Raw genomic sequence first — 17,109 nt, 5'->3', positions numbered from 1 at the left:
CGCTCTGATTTTCCGGATAACTATTAAGTATAAATACTCAATAGTTTAGTTGGGGATTCTCTTCTACGCTTGGAGCCGCTGTCTATGTGCCAGTTGCGGGTGCGGAATGTGGGTTTAAGGGTAAACAGCCTCAAAGTCCCTCTTTTCAAGGGGGATTTAGTACGGATTGATGCAGCCAGTGAGACTTTTAAAATATCCTCTAAAATGCTGGGTTCTTAAAATTCACCGAATCAAAATTTATTTTTTATAACAGGCATTATTTTGCCCAACAAATTAGCGTTTTTGGGTCACTTTTACTAAAATTTAGCGTTTCTCAGTTGGGTGGAATATATCGCGGTTCTGACGTTGTATCAACCTTGATAGGGACATGGCATTGCCATGTCCCTACAGAGGTATCGCACTTTTGTAAGGCCTTTCGGATTGCGGCAATCAATTTGTAGTAAATACGAACTATGCTTAACTATTTAGCAGCTTTAACTGGATTCATCGAACGTTCTAAGAAACTAAAAGTGCGTGAGGAAAGTAATGTTAATGCCAAATAAATTAAAGCAACGGCAGCGTAAATTTCAAAGGCGCGATAGTTATTTGCCACAATTAATCGCCCTTGTTGGAATAATTCCTCAAATCCAATCACCGCTACTAAGCTAGTGTCTTTGAGTAGAGTGATAAACTCGTTGCCCAAGGGGGGTAGCATCCGCCGCAAGGCTTGGGGAAAGATTACATAGCGCATTGTTTCCACTCTTCCCAACCCCAGCGACTGGGCGGCTTCTGATTGCCCGATGTCAATAGACTGGATACCTGCGCGGACAATTTCAGCAATATATGCGCTGCTATTGAGACTCAGCGCTATCACTGATGCTGTTAGTCTTCCCAAATTGAAATTGATGCCAAAGCTTTGCATGAGGGCAGGTATGCCAAAGTAAATCATGAAAATCTGCACCAGCAAAGGCGTTCCCCGGAAAAAGTCAATATAGGCTCTGGTTGCCCAACGCAGGGGCGCTATGGTTGAGAGGCGGGCAATTCCTAAAAGTGAACCGCCAACCATTCCTAAAAAGACGGAGAATGCTGTTAGATATAGCGTCACAAAAACTCCCTGCAATAAGTAGGGCATTGCGTTTAAGATGACGTTGGTAGCTTTTAGGGGAGTTGTTGATTTATCAAAGTTAAGGGTTTCTGGAAGTGGCGGGGCTTCGGCATTAAACCACTTCCGATAAAGGCGATTGTATGTGCCATTCCCTAAGATAATTGTCAGCCCTTTGTTGATGTCATCTAAATAGGGAGAACCTTTAGGGGTAGGGATGCCATAGTATTCTTCTGTGAGCAGTTGATTGATAATTTTGATTGACTTGAGGTTGTTTTCTTTGATGGCGTAGAGAGTTACGGCAGCATCATTAATGGCGGCATCTACATTCCCGTTGATTAATTCTTGAAGCACTAACGGTGAAGAATCAAAGGTGCTTATTTTAGCACCAGGGATTTTTGCTGCTTGGGCTGCGCCAGTGGTGCCGATTTGTACAGCTACCTTCTTGTTTTGGAGACTTTCTAGGGAAGTAATTTCTGTGTTGTCAGCTTTGATGGCGATCGCTAACCCGGATCTGAAATAAGGACGGGAAAAATCTACCACTTTCTGACGTTCGGCGGTGATCGTCATGGCTGCGATCGCTGCATCCACTGTTTTCGCCTGCAAAGCTGGAATCATCCCGTCAAATTGCATCGTTACAAATGCAATCTCGAAATCAGACGCTTGCGCGATCGCTTTAAACAAATCTACATCAAAACCGTCTAGCTCGTTGTTTTCCCCCAGCAACTCAAACGGCGGATATGTAGGCTCTACTGCGACTTTAAGCGTTGTTTTTGCTTTGGCGAAACTGGCACTCAACAGAAAAATGCCCAAAATCAGCAGACAACTCAAGCCAAAAACTAAACCTTGGCGTCGCCAACGTGACTGAATGAATCTGTGCATTTGCCTTACCTGAGAGTGCAATTTCTACTAATGACGCGAAGTCGATTTGCTAAATCTTACAAAAATTCCGTACCCTAATATAATTTAATAATTACAATTACACCAGAAAAAGCTATGGAGGATTCCACCCCGGCAATTATCTTTGAAGGCATTGAGAAAAGCTTTGGTTCTCTCAAAGTCTTACAAGGAATTAGCGGTGAAATCCACCGGGGAGAAGTGGTGGCGATAATCGGCTCAAGTGGTTGTGGTAAGAGTACGCTGTTGCGCTGCTTCAACCGTCTGGAGACGATTAACCGCGGGCGTTTAGTTGTCAATGGGATAGATTTGTCGCGTCCGAAACTCAATCAAAAGCAATTGCGGAGACTACGGGCGCAGGTGGGGATGGTTTTTCAGCAGTTTAATCTGTTTCCTCATTTGAGCGTGTTGGAAAATTTGATGCTGGCTCCGCGTTTGGTGTTAGGTAAATCTGGCTCCCAGATTGAGGAGCAGGCTCGATTTTATTTAGAGAAAGTTGGTTTGGTGGAGAAAGCAAAGGCTTATCCAGAACAGCTTTCTGGAGGACAAAAGCAACGAGTAGCGATCGCTCGCAGTTTGTGTATGAACCCCCAGATTATGCTATTTGATGAACCGACTAGCGCCCTCGATCCGGAATTGGTCGGGGAAGTGCTGCTGGTGATACAGCAGCTTGCAGAAGAAGGAATGACGATGGTGGTGGTGACGCACGAGATGCAGTTTGCCCGCGATGTGGCGCATCGAGTATTCTTTATGGATCGAGGTTGTGTAGCGGAACAAGGTTCAGCGAGGGCAGTTTTGACTCAGCCAAAAAGCGATCGCTTGCGTACTTTCTTGAGCCGCATGAATTTCGCTGAGAATTTATCAAATTAAGACACCAGCGTAATTAAGAAACTAACAAATGCTCATGTTGGGTTGGGTTTCACCTAATCTAAACTTATTCTGTTTTGCCCACCATTGCCTACTAATTTCAGCAATGGTGGGCTTTCTAAACATTGTTAAATTGTTACCCCGGGCCACAGCCTTAGCGCAAATTTTCCGGGATATTCTCAGGTACAGTCCAGTAGTAAATTGTGTGCTGACGAGCAGGGCCTTGCACTTGTACCACACGCTCAGGTTTCCATTCCCCCATGTCGAAGTCATGAGAAACAATGCGAGTGCCTGGTTTGAGTTCTTTTAACAGCTTGGGCCGAAGTTTCACGTTGATATCAGGAAGCAGATAGAGCGTCACTACTGTTGCATCGCTCAAATTAGTTTGAAAAAGGTCTTGCTGTAAAAATCGCACGCGGTCAGCTACACCCGCTTTTTGGGCATTGTCTTTACTTTGCTGAACCAGCTCTGGATTAATGTCTATGCCAGTGCCACGAGTGCCGAATTGTTTTGCTGCGGTAATCACAATTCTCCCATCGCCACTACCGAGATCGTAGAGTACATCATCACCTTTGACTTTCCCTACTTTTAGCATTTCGGATACAACTTCATTTGGCGTGGGTACAAATGGTACATCTGCGGCACGTTCTTGGGTTTGAGGGCTGGGAGCAGGTGCTTGGGCTTGAACAGTGGGTTGGGCTTGAACAGTGGGTTGGGCTTGAACAGTGGGTTGGGCTTGTGCATCGAATTCTCGTTGTTGGCTACAACCTGCAATGCCCAAGCTGACAATACTCACACTTGCAATTAATAACCTTGTGATTTGTTGTAGTTGCATAGGATTTTTCTCCGTTTAAGTTATGTCAAAAACTGCTGGCATTTTGGGGAAAGGGGAAGTATTTTGAGGAGGGATGAACCGCAAAGACGCTATAGAGCAAGAGAGGAGAAACTTCAATGTTTCTTCTACAGGGGTAAATAGATTTTTGCCGTTCTAATGCCGCCACCGATTCCACAGCAACATCGGTACACCTGCTATCACTACCGCTACGCCTACAAGCGCCCCAATACCTGTATAGGCAAGACTGGAATAAAGTAAATAAGCGCAGATCAGGCAAAAAAGTATGGGCGTTACGGGATAGAAAGGGACGTGAAACGGTCGATTTATACTTGGTTCCCGCGCCCGTAAAACTAACAGAGATACACCTGTCAGCAGGAAGAAGAACCAGAAGACGGGAGCGGTGTAGTCTACCATTGTCTTAAAGCCTTCACGTGTCTGGGTGCCAAGTAAGACTAAGGCTAAAGCGATCGCGCCCTGCACTAACATTGCATTAGTCGGGGTGTTGGTGCGACTTTTCCAGGTTCCCAGGAAGGCGAACAGCCCAAAGTCCTTTCCTAGTGCGTAGTTAGTACGCGCACCTGTAAAAATCGTGGCGTTGATAGCACCCAAGGTAGAAACAGCAATTAGTAAGCTGATAAACCTAGCACCGGGTTCGCCAACCGCATTACGCATCAAATCTGCTGCTACGGCTTCGGAATTTGCCATTCCCGCCAGTCCTAACCCTCTGATGTAAGCGAAGTTGATCGCTAAGTATATCGCCGCGATGATGCCGATACTCCAAAGTAGCGATCGCACCATGTTGCGTCTGAGATTCTGCAACTCTGCCGAAATATAAGCTGCTTCGTTCCAGCCGCCATAAGACAACAGCACGAAAATCATCGCTAAGCCCCAATTTGTTTGGGATGTCGATGCAGCAGGAACCTCAGTAACGGGATTTCCAGCAGAAGTGAGTCCGACGACTATAACTAAGAGTAAGCCGAGGATTTTGGCGACTGAAAGCAAATTCTGCGCCCACTTTCCTTGCTGAACGCCGATGATGTTTAAACCTGTCAAACTGGCAACTGCGATCGCTGCGTAAAGTGATGGGGAATAATCACCTAGTCGAAATAACTGGGAAGCATAATCCCCAAACACGAACGCCAAAAGCGCAATTGAACCTGTTTGAATCACTGTCATCCGCGCCCAAGCAAATAGGAAGGCAAGGTTTTTGCCGAAGGCACGCATCAGATAATAGTAATTGCCACCTGCGTGCGGATACGCCGTTGCCAACTCTGCGTAGCACAAAGCGCCAACTAAGGACATTCCGCCGCCCAATAACCAAAGCAAAAGGGCGAATCCTGCACTACCCGCATTGGCAGCAACAAGGGCTGGTGTCTCGAAAATTCCTGCACCGATGACGATGCCCACAATTAGGGCGATCGCGTCTACAAATGCCAGCGTTGGCTTGGGGGAAGCTGCATTGCTCATTACTAAGGCTTGATTTGTCGAGCTATAGTTCGCACGTCTGCTCATAAATGGCACTATCATCCTTAAAGAGCGATCGTTTTTTCAAATGAAACTCGCTTTACAATCCGGAGAAAGTGTAACCAACTCCTACTAAAAGTCCCACCTCTGTTTCATCAACAAAACCGACATTCACGGCAGCCGTCGCGGTAAATTGTGATGATAGCGGAACATCTACACCACCAGTAATTAGTGCGCCAATGGTGCTATCGTCACCAGTAGAAATTGCCACACCGCCGCCAACATAAGGGGCTATACTAAATCTAGTTTCTTGCACTCCTTGAGTCGGAAAATCGACAGTTACGGGAATCAAAAACATTACATCATCGCCGATCAAAGCAGCGGGACGCAAAGACAAAGTTCTGGTAATTCCTATTTTGCTAATGACAGCAAAGGCACCTTCACTTAAAGTAGTATCGCCGCCAAAACCGATGTTACCAGCCACCCCAATATAACTAGGCCCAGAGCGTGTAGCTCTACCCGGTGTTACATTAACTTGAGCGACTTCAGGAGCAGCCGTTTCATTATTATTGGTGGCTTCTGGGATTTGAGACTTTGTTGGTTCAGCCCTAAGAGCTGATGCGGAATTGAGAACCGTTTTGTCTACAATTTGCTCTGGTTTTACAACATTATCAGCCTTTATTGCTGTTTGTTCAGGATTCAGAGCAATGTCAACTTGAGCTTTGTTAGACTCTGCTGATGCAGTGAATTCTTGCATATTCTCTGGTAATTCTGCCTGAGTTTTGGCAACAGAATCAACTTTTTGTTCAACAAAATTCGGATCTTGGTCAGATTTGAGCGGTGCGATCGCTTCTAGATTTTCAGCGGGTGAGGTAGCGATCGCATCCGTCTGTGGGGTGAAATCGCTAGTTTCAGCTAAAGCTGCAAAACCACTACCAACAACAGCTACTGCGAGACTGATTACGGAAGCAGTGCGTCTGAAAAACATAATACTTTTAGTGAATCCTGAAACAAAACTGTGTTAAAAAAACCTTAACCAATCAGGAACGTGAGGGAAAATTGCTAGAGAAACCAGCACCCTCGCGTTCCTGATTGGGTAGGCAATCTCCAATTCCTGCTATTTTTAAGTGTTAAAAACAAATGTGACTAGAAAGTGACAGAGGATTAGGAATTTAATTTGAGCGGCAGTTCGATTTGAAAAGTTGACCCTTGCCCGACTACACTGGAGACATAGATCCTGCCCTTGTGTGCTGCGACAATTTGTTGAGCGATCGCTAACCCCAAACCAAAACCGCCTTTAGCGCGACGATCGCTATCCGCCCGATAAAACCGTTCAAAAATATGGGGCAAATCCGCAGGGGAAATTCCAATCCCAGTGTCGGAAACTTGAATAATAGCCAGACGCGATCGCGTAAACAGTTGCAATTCAACTTGACCACCAGCCGCAGTATATTTACAAGCATTACTCAGCAGGTTCATCACCGCCTGACGTAACAAATCTGCATCGGCTTGCACCTCCACACTTTTAGTCAGCAAATTAGTAACGAAACTGAGATTTTGTGCTGCGGCTTGCGTTGCATAGTTGTCTGCTAGATCCTGTAGCAAAATAGTTAGATTAATCTCTTTCACGCATTCAGGGGACAATGACCCATCATTACGAGCCAAAAACAGCAGATTACTAACCAGAGAACTCATTGATTTAGTAACATCAACAACCTTCTGTAACCGAAGACGTTGCTGTGAATTATCATCAGACAGCAACCCGACTTGTGCATTGGTCAAAATCGCCGCCAAAGGTGTCCGCAACTCATGAGAAGCATTCGCTGTGAAGCGTTGTAGTTGGTCATAAGTCTGGCGAATCGGTCGCATCGCCAGTCCCCCCAAAAACCAACCAGCAAGGCTAATTATCCCCAAGGTGACAGGAACCGCCAGCGTTAAAAATAGCCGAAAATTATCCAGCTTAGCTTGAGTGGACAATAGCCCAGTTGCAACCTGGAGATAACCAATTAATACACCTTTCTTGTAAACGGGTAGCGTTACCTGACGCAGCCAGGATTTAGTAACTATTCCCAGCGTCTTGTCGTTAGCGATTTTGATTGTTTCAAATCCAGATGTCAGTGTCAGCTGCTTTGTGGGAGGTATGCCAAAAAATTGCACCAGTTGCCCTTTAACATCGTACCAACGCGCATACACCAGTTCACTATCCTGCGGCTGTAGGTTATTTCCCAACAGCGGCATATTTTCTAAATCTACCTCCCACTTACCATCGCGACGCTCATAATTCACGCTGGCTGCCATCACTTTAGTTTGTTTGTAAAGTAATTGATCCAGAGCTAAGAGCGTATCTGTAACTTCCAGATAGTAAACCACTCCCGCAAAGACAACCAAAATACTCCCCATTGATAGGGTGAACCAACGAGCCAAATTGCGACGGCTACGACCAAACATGAAAAATGAGGGGATTGGGGATTGGGGACTGGGGATTGGGGATTGGGAATTGGGAATTGGGAATTGGGGATTGGGGATTGGGAAAAAGTCTTACCTAGTCCCTAGTCCCTAGTCCCTAGTCCCTAGTCCCCAGCCCAAGCCCCTTCATTTTTTACTTCCAGAAGAATTGATACGATAGCCCATACCATATACTGTTTCAATCCAGTCGGCTGCACCAACTAACTGCAAGCGTTGCCGCAGCCTGCGGACTAGGGTGGTTACAGCGTTGCTTTCCGGTTCTGTACCCCACTCCCATAAAGCTTGTTCAATCTGGTCGCGAGTTAAGATTTGATGAGGGTGACGTAGCAGGTACTCTAGCAACTGAAACTCGCGGGCTGATAATTGGACAGTTGTCTGTTCTCGTTCCACTTTCAGGCTATTCAAGTGCAGCTGTAAATCTTCCATGCGAAGGATATCTCCTTGCCAAAGTGGCGATCGCCTTCCCAATGCCCGCACCCGCGCCAACAGTTCTACAATATCTGTGGGTTTAACTAGATAGTCATCGGCACCAGCATCTAAACCCGTAACTTTATCTGGCGTGGTGTCTTTGGCAGTTAGCATCAGCACAGGTGCGGTTTTACCTAAGCGCCGATACTGGCGACAAAGGCTCAACCCACTAACTTTCGGTAACATCCAGTCTAAGATTAACAAGTCATAGTCTTTTTGAGACAGCAGCCATTGGGCAATTTCCCCATCTTCAATACCATCAACAATATGTCCGGCTTGCAACAAAGCAGCGTGTAGCGGTTCTAATTGTGCCGGGTCGTCTTCTACCAATAAGATTTTCATAAAGAGTTTTAGTGAAAAGTCTGTGAAAAAGAATCACCTACTATGTTGTTCAGGGTAAAGAAATTTATGACCTCAGTACGTCTTCCACCAGTCATAATTTAAGCAAACGCACAAGAAAACAAACTGTTTTCGGTGAATATTCTTTTTCTTTTACTTTTTCACCTCTCGCCCCCTATCCCCTCTCCCCATGTCCTCGCCCCGCTGGTTACAAAAATTGCATTCTTTAGGGCTAGAATTTTGGTTGCCTTTACCCTTGTTGGGAATTGCCTTTTGGGTTGGGGGTGGGATATTGACAGACAAGGTATTGAGTCGTCCCTACGGGACAGTAGACAAGCTGCAAGCTGATACACAACTAGAGGTACAGCTTTCGGTAACAGTGCTAGTAATCAAAGCTGACATTAAAAAGAGTGAAGGGTTTACCAGAGTACAGGTAAAAACCACAGATTCTGCACTCAAAAAGTTGGAATTCGAGTTTCCGGTGACAGACCTAAGCGGGGTAGAAACGAAGATTTCTCAAGAACTAAAATTATCTCGTGAAGATGTTAGGAAGCTAGTGCGTTATCAAGTGAAATACTAAGTCAAGTAGGTTAGGTTGAGCGATCGCTCAACCTAACCTACAGTTTTTCCTAACCGAGAAGTATTGTATTAAGAGTGAATTCCCCGACAGGGAGACAAAAATAGCTAGTAGGATACTCGTTCCTAGCTAGAGGCTAGGATTGCTATACACACCCACAAGTTTTGTTGTCTGTGTCTACGCACGCCTAATGATGAATAATTTGATGCAGATGATCTGCTTCTTCTAATATTTTTTCAACTCCAGCTTCGGCAATTCCTCTAACGTAGTTAATTTTGATTTCTTCTAACATATCTACAAGTAAGGATTGAATTTCTTGAAGGTTATGCTTTTTCTGTAACTCCTTCTCTAAAGCATCCCGAAAATTTTTGAGAAGACGGCTGGATAGTTCTCCCACAACTGGATCTTCAAGAGCTTTTTTAAGATTACTGTATGTTGACTGAGATAAATCTTTCGCCAATCTCTCAGTAAACTGAGTAGGAAGTTGATTCAGACCAGGGATATTTTGAAGTTGTTGGTAAACTGGGGATTGATTTAGGGTACTTTTAAGAGTGTGATGCACTAATGCTTCTATGTCAGGCTGGATTTGGGGTAGAACGTCATAGACGCTGAGATTTACTAGACGGGTAGCGATCGCTTTCACCTCATCTGTATTATTTACCTGAATATAAGGGCGGTGAGTTTCCGGATGCAATAGCCAGCGTGCAACATCACCCCGCCCAATTGACTCTTGCATCTGAGCAATTAATCGGATGCCTACAATTTCAGTCATTTCCTCAGCAAAATTAGCAACCAAATCATGATTAATTTCTCTTCTTACAAGCTCTAAGTTTAATAAATCAGCTTGGTGAAGGCGAAGTGTTACAGGAATTACTCGTAGCCACCGCAAAAAGGGAAGCAAGGAGAAAATATCATACCATCGCCGCAGCATTGCTTTAAACCAATTTAACCCAGCAGAACGGCGACTGATAGAAAAAGTCCGAATCAGAAAGTCTAGAGCAAATACAATAACAAACGGCAAGTCAATCTGCCAGAAATTATCAATAAATTTGCCATTTGTTCCAATATTGCGATAGTAGTTAGTCTGAATTAGGGGACGAGTTTTGGTATTGAAAAAATTCAGTTCTTGTTGCCAACCTGCTTGGGATAGATATTCTTGACTCCAAAACGAGGCAAAGGCTTTATGGGAGGACTTTATGTGAACGCGATCGCGTATCTGATTTTTAATCTTTTCCAAAATGCCACTTTTATTCGCCACCGCAAACGGATTATCCTCAATCATTTCATTGCTGAGGGTACGCAATTCCTGTAATAAGTTTTCTACCGGAGACGACTGCAATCCATTTTGCAAAACTTGTTTTTCAAGTTCATCCACCTTGTTGAGATAGTTTTGCGTTTCTCGGTGCGGTTCAATACCTTTGATCGGGTCGTAAACTTGGGTAATACTTGTCCAGTGGTGAAGATAAAAATCGCGCCAGGATACATAGCTTAGGTCAAATACGACAAAGCAGAAGTTTACCAAGGCAATGATGGCGATTAATTTTCCCAGCCAGCGATTCTGAGTTTTATCGGGCTTAGTTACAGCCAATTTCGTTGTCATGATTTAAGTGATTCATCAAAACTAAGTAAGGCTAAATGAGAAGGGTTCTCTAGTAGGTTATTCGCAACTAAAAAACCTGCAATAGTCCACGTTTGATAATTCTTTGATTCCTTCCCAATCAATCGAGCATTCTTGCTATCGTAATATTCCGGCCACCGATCCTGACTTAAGCGATTTTGGGCAATATCAAAGGCTTTCTGAGCAAGTTCTATCCTACCCGTTTTCAGAGCCGCCGCAGTTAGGAAACAAAGTAAAACAGGCCAATTACCGCCATTATGATATGACCAAGGTGTATTTTTAGGATCGCAACCCGTGATGATTCGCCACTCCTCACCGTCTACCGCGGGGAAACAGATTTTCATTGGCATATATCCTACCAGATCGTCCCAACGTTGCTCGATTAAATTCATAATGCTTTGCGATTCCTTTTCGCTGGCTAGAGAGGTGACAATTGCCATCAGGTTTCCCAGAGCAAAAAAACGAAAATCCATCCTTCCAGGCCCAAGATTACCTGCTAGATAACCTCCAGTTTGTGGTAGCCATTCAGTTAACCAGCCAGGAATAGATTGGGCATAAATATTAAATCTATTTGCCACTTTTTTACCAAACTCATCGCCCTTGTAGCGATAAATTTCATTTAAGCGCTTGAGGTCAAGCCAATAATATTCTCGAACATGATAAGTAAGGGTTTGCAACCGCTGATTAAGACTATGGATGCAGGAATTATTGCAATCATTTGGTAGGAGCAGTTCACCAGCCGCACGTAAAGCTGCATAAAACAGCACCTGGATTTCTAAAGGATGTTCGTAGACACCCATACGGCGGTCAATCATAAAAGCTCCATCGGGAACCAACATCGTTGGGTACATCGCAAACCGATGCACTAAACAAAGTTCCAAAATCAATCTGATTCCTTCTTGGAATTCAGGTTGATGAGCAAAAGAAATATCGCCTGTGGCTTTCACATAAGCACGTAATAAGAGAATCCACCACAAGCAGGAATCAACAGGCGGAACTCTAGCGATCGCATCTTCCCCAAAATCAGCAGTTAAATAATATTCGCCATTTTTTCTTGTCTCAACTTTGAAACTAGCTGGCATCAATCCTGGACCTGGTTTAAAAGAGTCCATTTGCGGTTCGTGACTCTGCAAAGCTAAAGTTGCCAGCAAAAAATTGCGGACAATTTCCGGCTTTCCGGCAATCAAAAAAGCCAGCGCTGAGGAGACAAAATCCCGAACAAAACACTGATCGTAATTTAGCGCCTCCGACTCAGTATCGTTGGCGGCTATCGTGCCAATGGGACGACCATCATAATAAACAATAGACTTTTCAAGTCTTTCCCAAGCTTCTTTTAATAGTTCGTTGGTATTCATCAATTACCTAGCCTTTTTTTATAGTGGAAAACAATACCGTAAGCATCCCAGGAAAAATGCCTGACAGCTAAATTAAAGGTGTTCCAGCGTTGCTAGATAACCCTCTACTCGTTCTATCCTTTGTTGCTCCGGCTGCTGTGCTATGTCGGGGAGGACTATAGCCAGTAGGAACCCCAATAATAACCCGCCTGGGTTTGTTCTTGTTTTCACGGGATCTTTCTGATGCGTCTTTTCTTTATTGTTGAAAAATAAGGCTTAAGTTCAAATTTTATTACTTTCAACTGAAGCGTAATATTAGAGTTTACGGTAAAACATTTAAGAGGCGATCGCATCTTGCTAATGGAGGAACGCCTCCTTTGAATGTTACTGAGTAACTATGCCAATAGTTAGAGTTAAGAGTCGTTCTAAACTGGGACAATCCTTGTGAGGAGAAATGGAAAGATGTCTGTCTTGTTTGGGAATTTCCCAGCCATCAATGGAACGATTATAAATGTCTACTTAGCTGTCTTTACATCGGTTATTTTGACTGAAGTTCCGGGTGCGATCGCGATCGCTCAACCCCAAGTTGATGAAACTACGCCGCCAAATGAGCCAGAAAATCCGTTATTTGACGAGCAAAAGGGCGCTAAAGACCAAATTTCCTCAGTTTCCCAGCTATATGACCTACAACCTGCTGATTAGGCTTTTCAAGCTTAAAAATTTTTGAATCAGCGGTATGGTTGCATTGCTGGTTATGCGGATAAGACTTACCTCGGTAATCGGATGCTGAGTTCCTACGAATTTGCCGCTGGTTTAAAGGCTTGCTTAAACGCAATTAATCAGCAGATGGGGATGCTTTTAGAACTTTCTTTAGAAGACATAGCTACTCTTAAACTATAGTGATATTTTTATCACCACAATTATGATATTAATTTTTAATTCATTTCAATAAATCCCAATGTCGGGTAAAGGGTATAGACAAGCGCGATCGCGTCTCTACGTGAAACCCCTCTAAAATCCAAAATCCCATAACTCTGAATTTTAAGTCAATCTATCGATAGAGATAGCACTAATTATATTTGGGTAAACTTCTAATAGTGACCTTCTGAGTAGTCAATCTTGAGGAAGGCACAGGAATTTTGTCTAACTAAAGCTTCCACCCATCGTCAATTTGAAGTCGATTTCTGGGAATAGGGTGGACAAAATCGCAATGGACATAAATCATTTTTTAGGGGCTTTTTACCAGAGGTAAAAGATATGTATCATAATGAATTTTTAAAAGAATATGCAGCACTTAATGAAGCAACATTGAGTGAAGAAAGAGTCAATGAGACACAACCCGATTTGGTCAACCCGCCAGATTTTATATTTTGGAGTCCCATTGGCTTTGTCGTAGGCTGGGCAGTTCTTTATTTTATGCTGTCAAAAATTGGAATTGCTGCACGAGATGAAATTGCTGTTAACATAAAGCGCTTACATCAAGCTCCGTGTAAGAAATGCCAATTTTATTCAAACAACCATTACCTAAAGTGTGCTATACACCCTTCTGCTGTTCTCACTGAAAAAGCGATCGGTTGCTCTGATTATTGTCCCCAAAATAGCAAACCTTTCAGCTAACATAAAGCGGCATCACCAGAAAAAATAGGCAATGAAAAATTTGCCTATTTTTTTTGTCACTCCTTTATCTTCATTCAATAATGGCTGGTCAAAAGTGGCGTTCTTTCATCCCAAAGACGCGCCGGAATATCAACTTCATCAAGCCGGACAACAATTGATAAGCTGCTTTCGATAGTTTAGTTGTGCCAACAAGTACATCAGACCGTTGATGCTTCACTGCCTTCCAAATTGCCTGTGCTACATCTTCAGGATTCTCTAGCACGGGACTATTTAGCGCCTCATCTCATGTGAAATTTTTTTTCAAAAGTACAATCCTTGCTTGAACGTACTTGAGGACTAATTAAATAAATCTTTTGGGGAAAACTGCGATCGCATAAACAATTGCGTAATGTAATAAGTGTTACCTTCCCGCCAAACCCCGATACCAGTCTCAGCGTATTCTGAACGCAGAATATTCGCACAATGTCCGGGGCTATCCATCCAGCCTTTCACTGCTAACGGCACTGGTTGGGGAGCGTTGGTACTCTTAAACAGATTCTCGCCCACTACCCAGTAAAAAATTCCCCCAGCACGCACCCGTTGAGACAAGGTACTCCCCCTCGGACTAACGTGGCTGAAGAAGTTTTCACGAGCCATTTGCTGGCTGTAGTTGCGTGCAACTTGTGCTAATTTTTCGTTATTTTTAAGTTGATTCAAGCCATTTTGCTGACGAATTTCGTTGATGCGCTGACGGACTTGCGCTTCATCCCGTGCAGTGGCAGGTGATTGAGCTACGCTGTTGGGTAATTGCGGTTTTTCGGGTACATCCTGCCCAGGTAAGCGCGGTAAAAAATCTGTGACAGGTTCGCACCCTGCCACAATTAAAGCGATGAACGCGCCGGATATCAAACCTAGTTGCTGACGAATTATTTTCACACTCAAACTGTTGGCAGGCATACTCTTTGTTAACTACCGTTGAAATAAGCGATCGCGCTTATGGAAAGCATTCTCCTTAATTACATGGTAGATAATATTTTGCAACTACCGCATTTATTTTTTCAGCTTTGATAGTATTAAATATTCTCCATAAGTGGCAAAATACTGCTTCTTAAAAGTTATCCTATTGGCTGGCGCGGAAAGTGGATAACTAACATAGAAATATCTGCACGACTACGCGCGATCGCTTCAGGCGCAATTCCCACGGCTGGCAAACCAAATCTATCAGGATGGCTCCCACCAGTTAATATCAATAAATCATCCGTTTCCAGCATTCGAGAAACCTTTCCCACAAAGTTTCCCTGCACTCGCACAACTGGAACTTCGGGGCCAAATCCAGTTACTTCTGAATTTGAGGAACGCCCGAAAGTTGTCGCCACCTGTAACAGTTGCAGTGATGCTTTTAGTTCGACCGAAAGAGTTCGTGCCAGCTTCTCTGCTTGCCCAAATTGCGAGGATAATGTTTCTCTTTCAGTGAATGCTAAAAATACCCGTTTTGTATTCTCAATTGGATGGGAAAATCGGGCGACTAACACTGACACTGTTGCTCGACGCACCACATTATCAATTACACCGCCGAAGAAATTATCCCGATAGTTAGAATACCCTTTCCAACCACAAACGATTAAATTAGCATTACGCTCTTGGGCAGCTCGTAGAATTCCCTTATCAACTGAGTCATCCACTCTACCAATTGGCTCAACTGAGGTTACAGAAGCATGAGCAATAGTTTCTGCCGCCGCTAATAACTGGATTTGCTGCGCTTTGGCATCAGCTGAAATTGGCCCCAGATTGTCAGTTAAAATGTGAAGCGGTAGTAAAGTTCCCCCAGCATTTTTAGTTAAAATCAGAGCAAGTTGCAATAGATTATCTTCAGTGTTGGGGTTAGCTACGGGAACTAAAATGCGATCGCCTAACTGCTGTTTTCCTCCGCTAGCCGGACTTGCTACCTCTGGCTTCATATCTCGCCCCCAACGGGCAGTAACCCAAGGCGAAGCAATACAGGTAAACAAAATCATGGCAATAATGCCATTAACCGTGACCTGATCCACCAATTTAATTTGGTAAGCTACCGTAATCGCTGCTAAAGTCGATGCAGCTTGGGCAACGGAAAGACCAAACATTACCATAACTCCGGGAAACTTGAAGCCAAAAATTTTACCAGATCCCCAAGCTGCGGCAAATTTACTAACTATTTCCGCCAAAATCATTACTGCGGCTACTAATAGCGATCGCGGTTCGCTAATTAATATTCCTGGATTAATCAACATCCCTACCGAAATCAGGAAAAATGGCACAAACAAGGTATTACCAATAAACTGAATTCGATTCATCAGCGGACTAAGTTGGGGAATGATTTGAGTAATCGCAATTCCCGCCAAAAATGCCCCGATAATCGGCTCAATATCAATTAATTCAGCCGCATAAGATACCACAAATAAAGTTGCTAATACAAAAGTAAATTCTGCCCCTTCATCGTGACCAAAACGCCGGAAAAACCAACGACCAATTTTAGGAACTCCCCATAAAGTTGCAAAGGTATAAATGGTTAAAGCCGGAATCAGAAATAGCCAAAAACTAAGGTTGAGGCTGCCTTGGTGAGCTTTAACAACAACGGCTAGAACCAGAAGCGCTAACACATTAGTAATTAAAGTTCCTCCCAAAGTTGCAGTCACAACCTGAGTTCGCATAATTCCCAATTTTGTAACTACTGGCAATGCCAAAAGTGTATGGGAAGCAAAACAAGAAGCAACCAATATTGCTGCTAAAAAACTGTATCCCAGAAGCAGCATGGCAGCTGTACCCAATACCATCGGCAAAGCAAAGGTTGCTATTCCAAATATGGCTGCTTTATCTGCGTTGTATTTCAAATCGTCCAGGCTGGTTTCTAGTCCAGCCATAAACATAAGAAATAGCAACCCGACTGTGCCTAATAAAATGATGGTGCTATCACGTTCTAAAACACCTAATCCATACGGCCCTACAACCACTCCGGCGATGATTAAGCCGACAATTCCAGGTAGTTTCATCCGCTCAAATAATAGCGGTGCAACTAGCATAATCGCCATAATGGTCAGGAAAACTGGAACCGGATCGGTGATCGGGCCAGAGAACACTGAGGGAGTCAAAAACTCAGTAAGCGATCGCCGCCAGTTTTCCAAGTTGAGCAAAATATTTCCCATAATTTTTCTAATTAATTTTTACTTACAACACTTGTCATCTATACAAAGTTAGATTATGAACATCTCTCTGGGACTAATTTTTTGCAACAACAAACATCCAGATTACCAAAAGTCTTACCGCAAAATTTACATCTGAGGTTAGATTGATTGATTGTATAGAAATTAACTATATAGGTAGACATAATTAAACTTAACATCTGCTCTAGGTTGGGCCCTGGGAACCGCACCCAACAAACTCATGCCTACAAATAATTAGATCCATCTACTTGCCTGAACTAATCCCTACCCTAACTTGCTTAAATTGGATTTGCAGCATTGCTGTCATTTTGTCGTCATATTTCTTTGCCAAGATGTAAAAATCTGGGTATATTCATAAGTAGGCACTAAG

17 protein-coding genes are annotated in these 17,109 nt (G+C 43.7%); 5 read left to right on the top strand and 12 right to left on the bottom strand.

Translation table 11 applies throughout. From position 1 onward, the window contains the following. Positions 1–460: 460 nt before the first annotated feature. A complete protein-coding gene (locus tag H6F74_RS18710) occupies positions 461–1,963 on the bottom strand; it encodes an ABC transporter permease subunit (RefSeq protein WP_190443702.1) in 1,503 nt (500 codons plus the stop codon). A gap of 114 nt (positions 1,964–2,077) precedes the next feature. On the opposite strand from H6F74_RS18710, the gene H6F74_RS18705 reads away from it, so the two are divergent. Then, entirely contained in the window at positions 2,078–2,848 is a 771-nt protein-coding gene (locus H6F74_RS18705) for an amino acid ABC transporter ATP-binding protein (RefSeq protein ID WP_190443701.1), read from the top strand. Between the two features lie 151 nt (positions 2,849–2,999). Here H6F74_RS18705 and H6F74_RS18700 read toward each other — a convergent pair whose 3' ends face one another. The 5 genes from H6F74_RS18700 to rppA all read right to left on the bottom strand — a co-directional run bounded on the left by H6F74_RS18700 (position 3,000) and on the right by rppA (position 8,420). Then, a complete protein-coding gene (locus H6F74_RS18700) occupies positions 3,000–3,680 on the bottom strand; it encodes a methyltransferase domain-containing protein (protein WP_190443700.1) in 681 nt (226 codons plus the stop codon). A 153-nt stretch (positions 3,681–3,833) separates the two neighbouring features. Beyond that, entirely contained in the window at positions 3,834–5,192 is a 1,359-nt protein-coding gene (locus H6F74_RS18695) for an amino acid permease (protein WP_190443699.1), read from the bottom strand. Between the two features lie 52 nt (positions 5,193–5,244). Beyond that, positions 5,245–6,132 (bottom strand): hypothetical protein, encoded by an 888-nt coding sequence (locus H6F74_RS18690; RefSeq protein WP_190443698.1) that lies wholly within the window; start codon positions 6,130–6,132, stop codon positions 5,245–5,247. A 176-nt stretch (positions 6,133–6,308) separates the two neighbouring features. Continuing rightward, positions 6,309–7,592 (bottom strand): HAMP domain-containing sensor histidine kinase, encoded by a 1,284-nt coding sequence (locus H6F74_RS18685; RefSeq protein WP_190443697.1) that lies wholly within the window; start codon positions 7,590–7,592, stop codon positions 6,309–6,311. Between the two features lie 144 nt (positions 7,593–7,736). Then, the gene (gene rppA / locus H6F74_RS18680; RefSeq protein ID WP_190443696.1) at positions 7,737–8,420 is read right to left on the bottom strand and encodes a two-component system response regulator RppA; all 684 of its coding nucleotides are present in this window, start codon (positions 8,418–8,420) and stop codon (positions 7,737–7,739) included. Between the two features lie 187 nt (positions 8,421–8,607). Between rppA and H6F74_RS18675 the strand changes: the two genes are divergently transcribed. Then, positions 8,608–8,997, top strand: a complete 390-nt coding sequence (locus tag H6F74_RS18675) for a hypothetical protein (protein WP_190443695.1) — start codon at positions 8,608–8,610, stop codon at positions 8,995–8,997. Between the two features lie 184 nt (positions 8,998–9,181). Here H6F74_RS18675 and H6F74_RS18670 read toward each other — a convergent pair whose 3' ends face one another. The 3 genes from H6F74_RS18670 to H6F74_RS18660 all read right to left on the bottom strand — a co-directional run bounded on the left by H6F74_RS18670 (position 9,182) and on the right by H6F74_RS18660 (position 12,177). Beyond that, positions 9,182–10,594, bottom strand: a complete 1,413-nt coding sequence (locus H6F74_RS18670) for a hypothetical protein (protein ID WP_190443694.1) — start codon at positions 10,592–10,594, stop codon at positions 9,182–9,184. Beyond that, positions 10,591–11,967 carry a glycoside hydrolase 100 family protein gene (locus H6F74_RS18665; RefSeq protein WP_190443693.1) on the bottom strand — a complete coding sequence of 459 codons (1,377 nt, stop codon included), beginning with the start codon at positions 11,965–11,967 and terminating at the stop codon, positions 10,591–10,593. Before H6F74_RS18665 ends, H6F74_RS18670 begins: the two co-directional genes overlap by 4 nt. 72 nt (positions 11,968–12,039) lie before the next feature. Continuing rightward, positions 12,040–12,177, bottom strand: a complete 138-nt coding sequence (locus H6F74_RS18660; RefSeq protein WP_190443692.1) for a hypothetical protein — start codon at positions 12,175–12,177, stop codon at positions 12,040–12,042. 231 nt (positions 12,178–12,408) lie between these two features. Here H6F74_RS18660 and H6F74_RS18655 point away from each other — a divergent pair, with 231 nt between their 5' ends. The 3 genes from H6F74_RS18655 to H6F74_RS18645 all read left to right on the top strand — a co-directional run bounded on the left by H6F74_RS18655 (position 12,409) and on the right by H6F74_RS18645 (position 13,563). Continuing rightward, complete coding sequence (locus tag H6F74_RS18655; protein WP_190443691.1) at positions 12,409–12,648, top strand: hypothetical protein; 240 nt, start codon at positions 12,409–12,411, stop codon at positions 12,646–12,648. Between the two features lie 21 nt (positions 12,649–12,669). Next, a complete protein-coding gene (locus H6F74_RS18650; RefSeq protein ID WP_190443690.1) occupies positions 12,670–12,846 on the top strand; it encodes a hypothetical protein in 177 nt (58 codons plus the stop codon). A gap of 357 nt (positions 12,847–13,203) precedes the next feature. Continuing rightward, complete coding sequence (locus H6F74_RS18645; protein ID WP_190443689.1) at positions 13,204–13,563, top strand: hypothetical protein; 360 nt, start codon at positions 13,204–13,206, stop codon at positions 13,561–13,563. Positions 13,564–13,651: 88 nt separating this feature from the next. Here the strand turns inward: H6F74_RS18645 and H6F74_RS18640 are convergent, their stop codons facing one another. The 3 genes from H6F74_RS18640 to H6F74_RS18630 form a co-directional block, all read right to left on the bottom strand. Further along, complete coding sequence (locus tag H6F74_RS18640) at positions 13,652–13,825, bottom strand: short-chain dehydrogenase (RefSeq protein ID WP_190443688.1); 174 nt, start codon at positions 13,823–13,825, stop codon at positions 13,652–13,654. Between the two features lie 74 nt (positions 13,826–13,899). After that, positions 13,900–14,499: a CAP domain-containing protein gene (locus H6F74_RS18635; protein ID WP_190443687.1), complete on the bottom strand. Its 600-nt coding sequence runs from the start codon at positions 14,497–14,499 to the stop codon at positions 13,900–13,902. A gap of 158 nt (positions 14,500–14,657) precedes the next feature. After that, positions 14,658–16,721, bottom strand: a complete 2,064-nt coding sequence (locus tag H6F74_RS18630) for a cation:proton antiporter (protein WP_190443686.1) — start codon at positions 16,719–16,721, stop codon at positions 14,658–14,660. Positions 16,722–17,109 lie beyond the last annotated feature (388 nt).

It is taken from the genome of Trichocoleus sp. FACHB-90, assembly GCF_014695505.1.
Taxonomy (GTDB): Bacteria; Cyanobacteriota; Cyanobacteriia; order Cyanobacteriales; family FACHB-T130; genus Funiculus; species Funiculus sociatus.
Note: the sequence above shows the minus strand (reverse complement) of the source record. Positions and strands in the feature narration are given on the sequence as shown.

Excerpts from the sequence above, each read along its gene's own strand:
- H6F74_RS18700 (WP_190443700.1), bottom strand. The coding sequence starts at position 3,680 with ATGCAACTACAACAAATCACAAGGTTATTAATTGCAAGTGTGAGTATT.
- H6F74_RS18635 (WP_190443687.1), bottom strand. The coding sequence starts at position 14,499 with ATGCCTGCCAACAGTTTGAGTGTGAAAATAATTCGTCAGCAACTAGGT.
- H6F74_RS18710 (WP_190443702.1), bottom strand. The coding sequence starts at position 1,963 with ATGCACAGATTCATTCAGTCACGTTGGCGACGCCAAGGTTTAGTTTTT.
- H6F74_RS18645 (WP_190443689.1), top strand. The coding sequence starts at position 13,204 with ATGTATCATAATGAATTTTTAAAAGAATATGCAGCACTTAATGAAGCA.
- H6F74_RS18630 (WP_190443686.1), bottom strand. The coding sequence starts at position 16,721 with ATGGGAAATATTTTGCTCAACTTGGAAAACTGGCGGCGATCGCTTACT.
- H6F74_RS18685 (WP_190443697.1), bottom strand. The coding sequence starts at position 7,592 with ATGTTTGGTCGTAGCCGTCGCAATTTGGCTCGTTGGTTCACCCTATCA.
- H6F74_RS18690 (WP_190443698.1), bottom strand. The coding sequence starts at position 6,132 with ATGTTTTTCAGACGCACTGCTTCCGTAATCAGTCTCGCAGTAGCTGTT.
- H6F74_RS18705 (WP_190443701.1), top strand. The coding sequence starts at position 2,078 with ATGGAGGATTCCACCCCGGCAATTATCTTTGAAGGCATTGAGAAAAGC.
- H6F74_RS18665 (WP_190443693.1), bottom strand. The coding sequence starts at position 11,967 with ATGAATACCAACGAACTATTAAAAGAAGCTTGGGAAAGACTTGAAAAG.
- H6F74_RS18670 (WP_190443694.1), bottom strand. The coding sequence starts at position 10,594 with ATGACAACGAAATTGGCTGTAACTAAGCCCGATAAAACTCAGAATCGC.
- rppA (WP_190443696.1), bottom strand. The coding sequence starts at position 8,420 with ATGAAAATCTTATTGGTAGAAGACGACCCGGCACAATTAGAACCGCTA.
- H6F74_RS18695 (WP_190443699.1), bottom strand. The coding sequence starts at position 5,192 with ATGAGCAGACGTGCGAACTATAGCTCGACAAATCAAGCCTTAGTAATG.
- H6F74_RS18675 (WP_190443695.1), top strand. The coding sequence starts at position 8,608 with ATGTCCTCGCCCCGCTGGTTACAAAAATTGCATTCTTTAGGGCTAGAA.
- H6F74_RS18655 (WP_190443691.1), top strand. The coding sequence starts at position 12,409 with ATGTCTGTCTTGTTTGGGAATTTCCCAGCCATCAATGGAACGATTATA.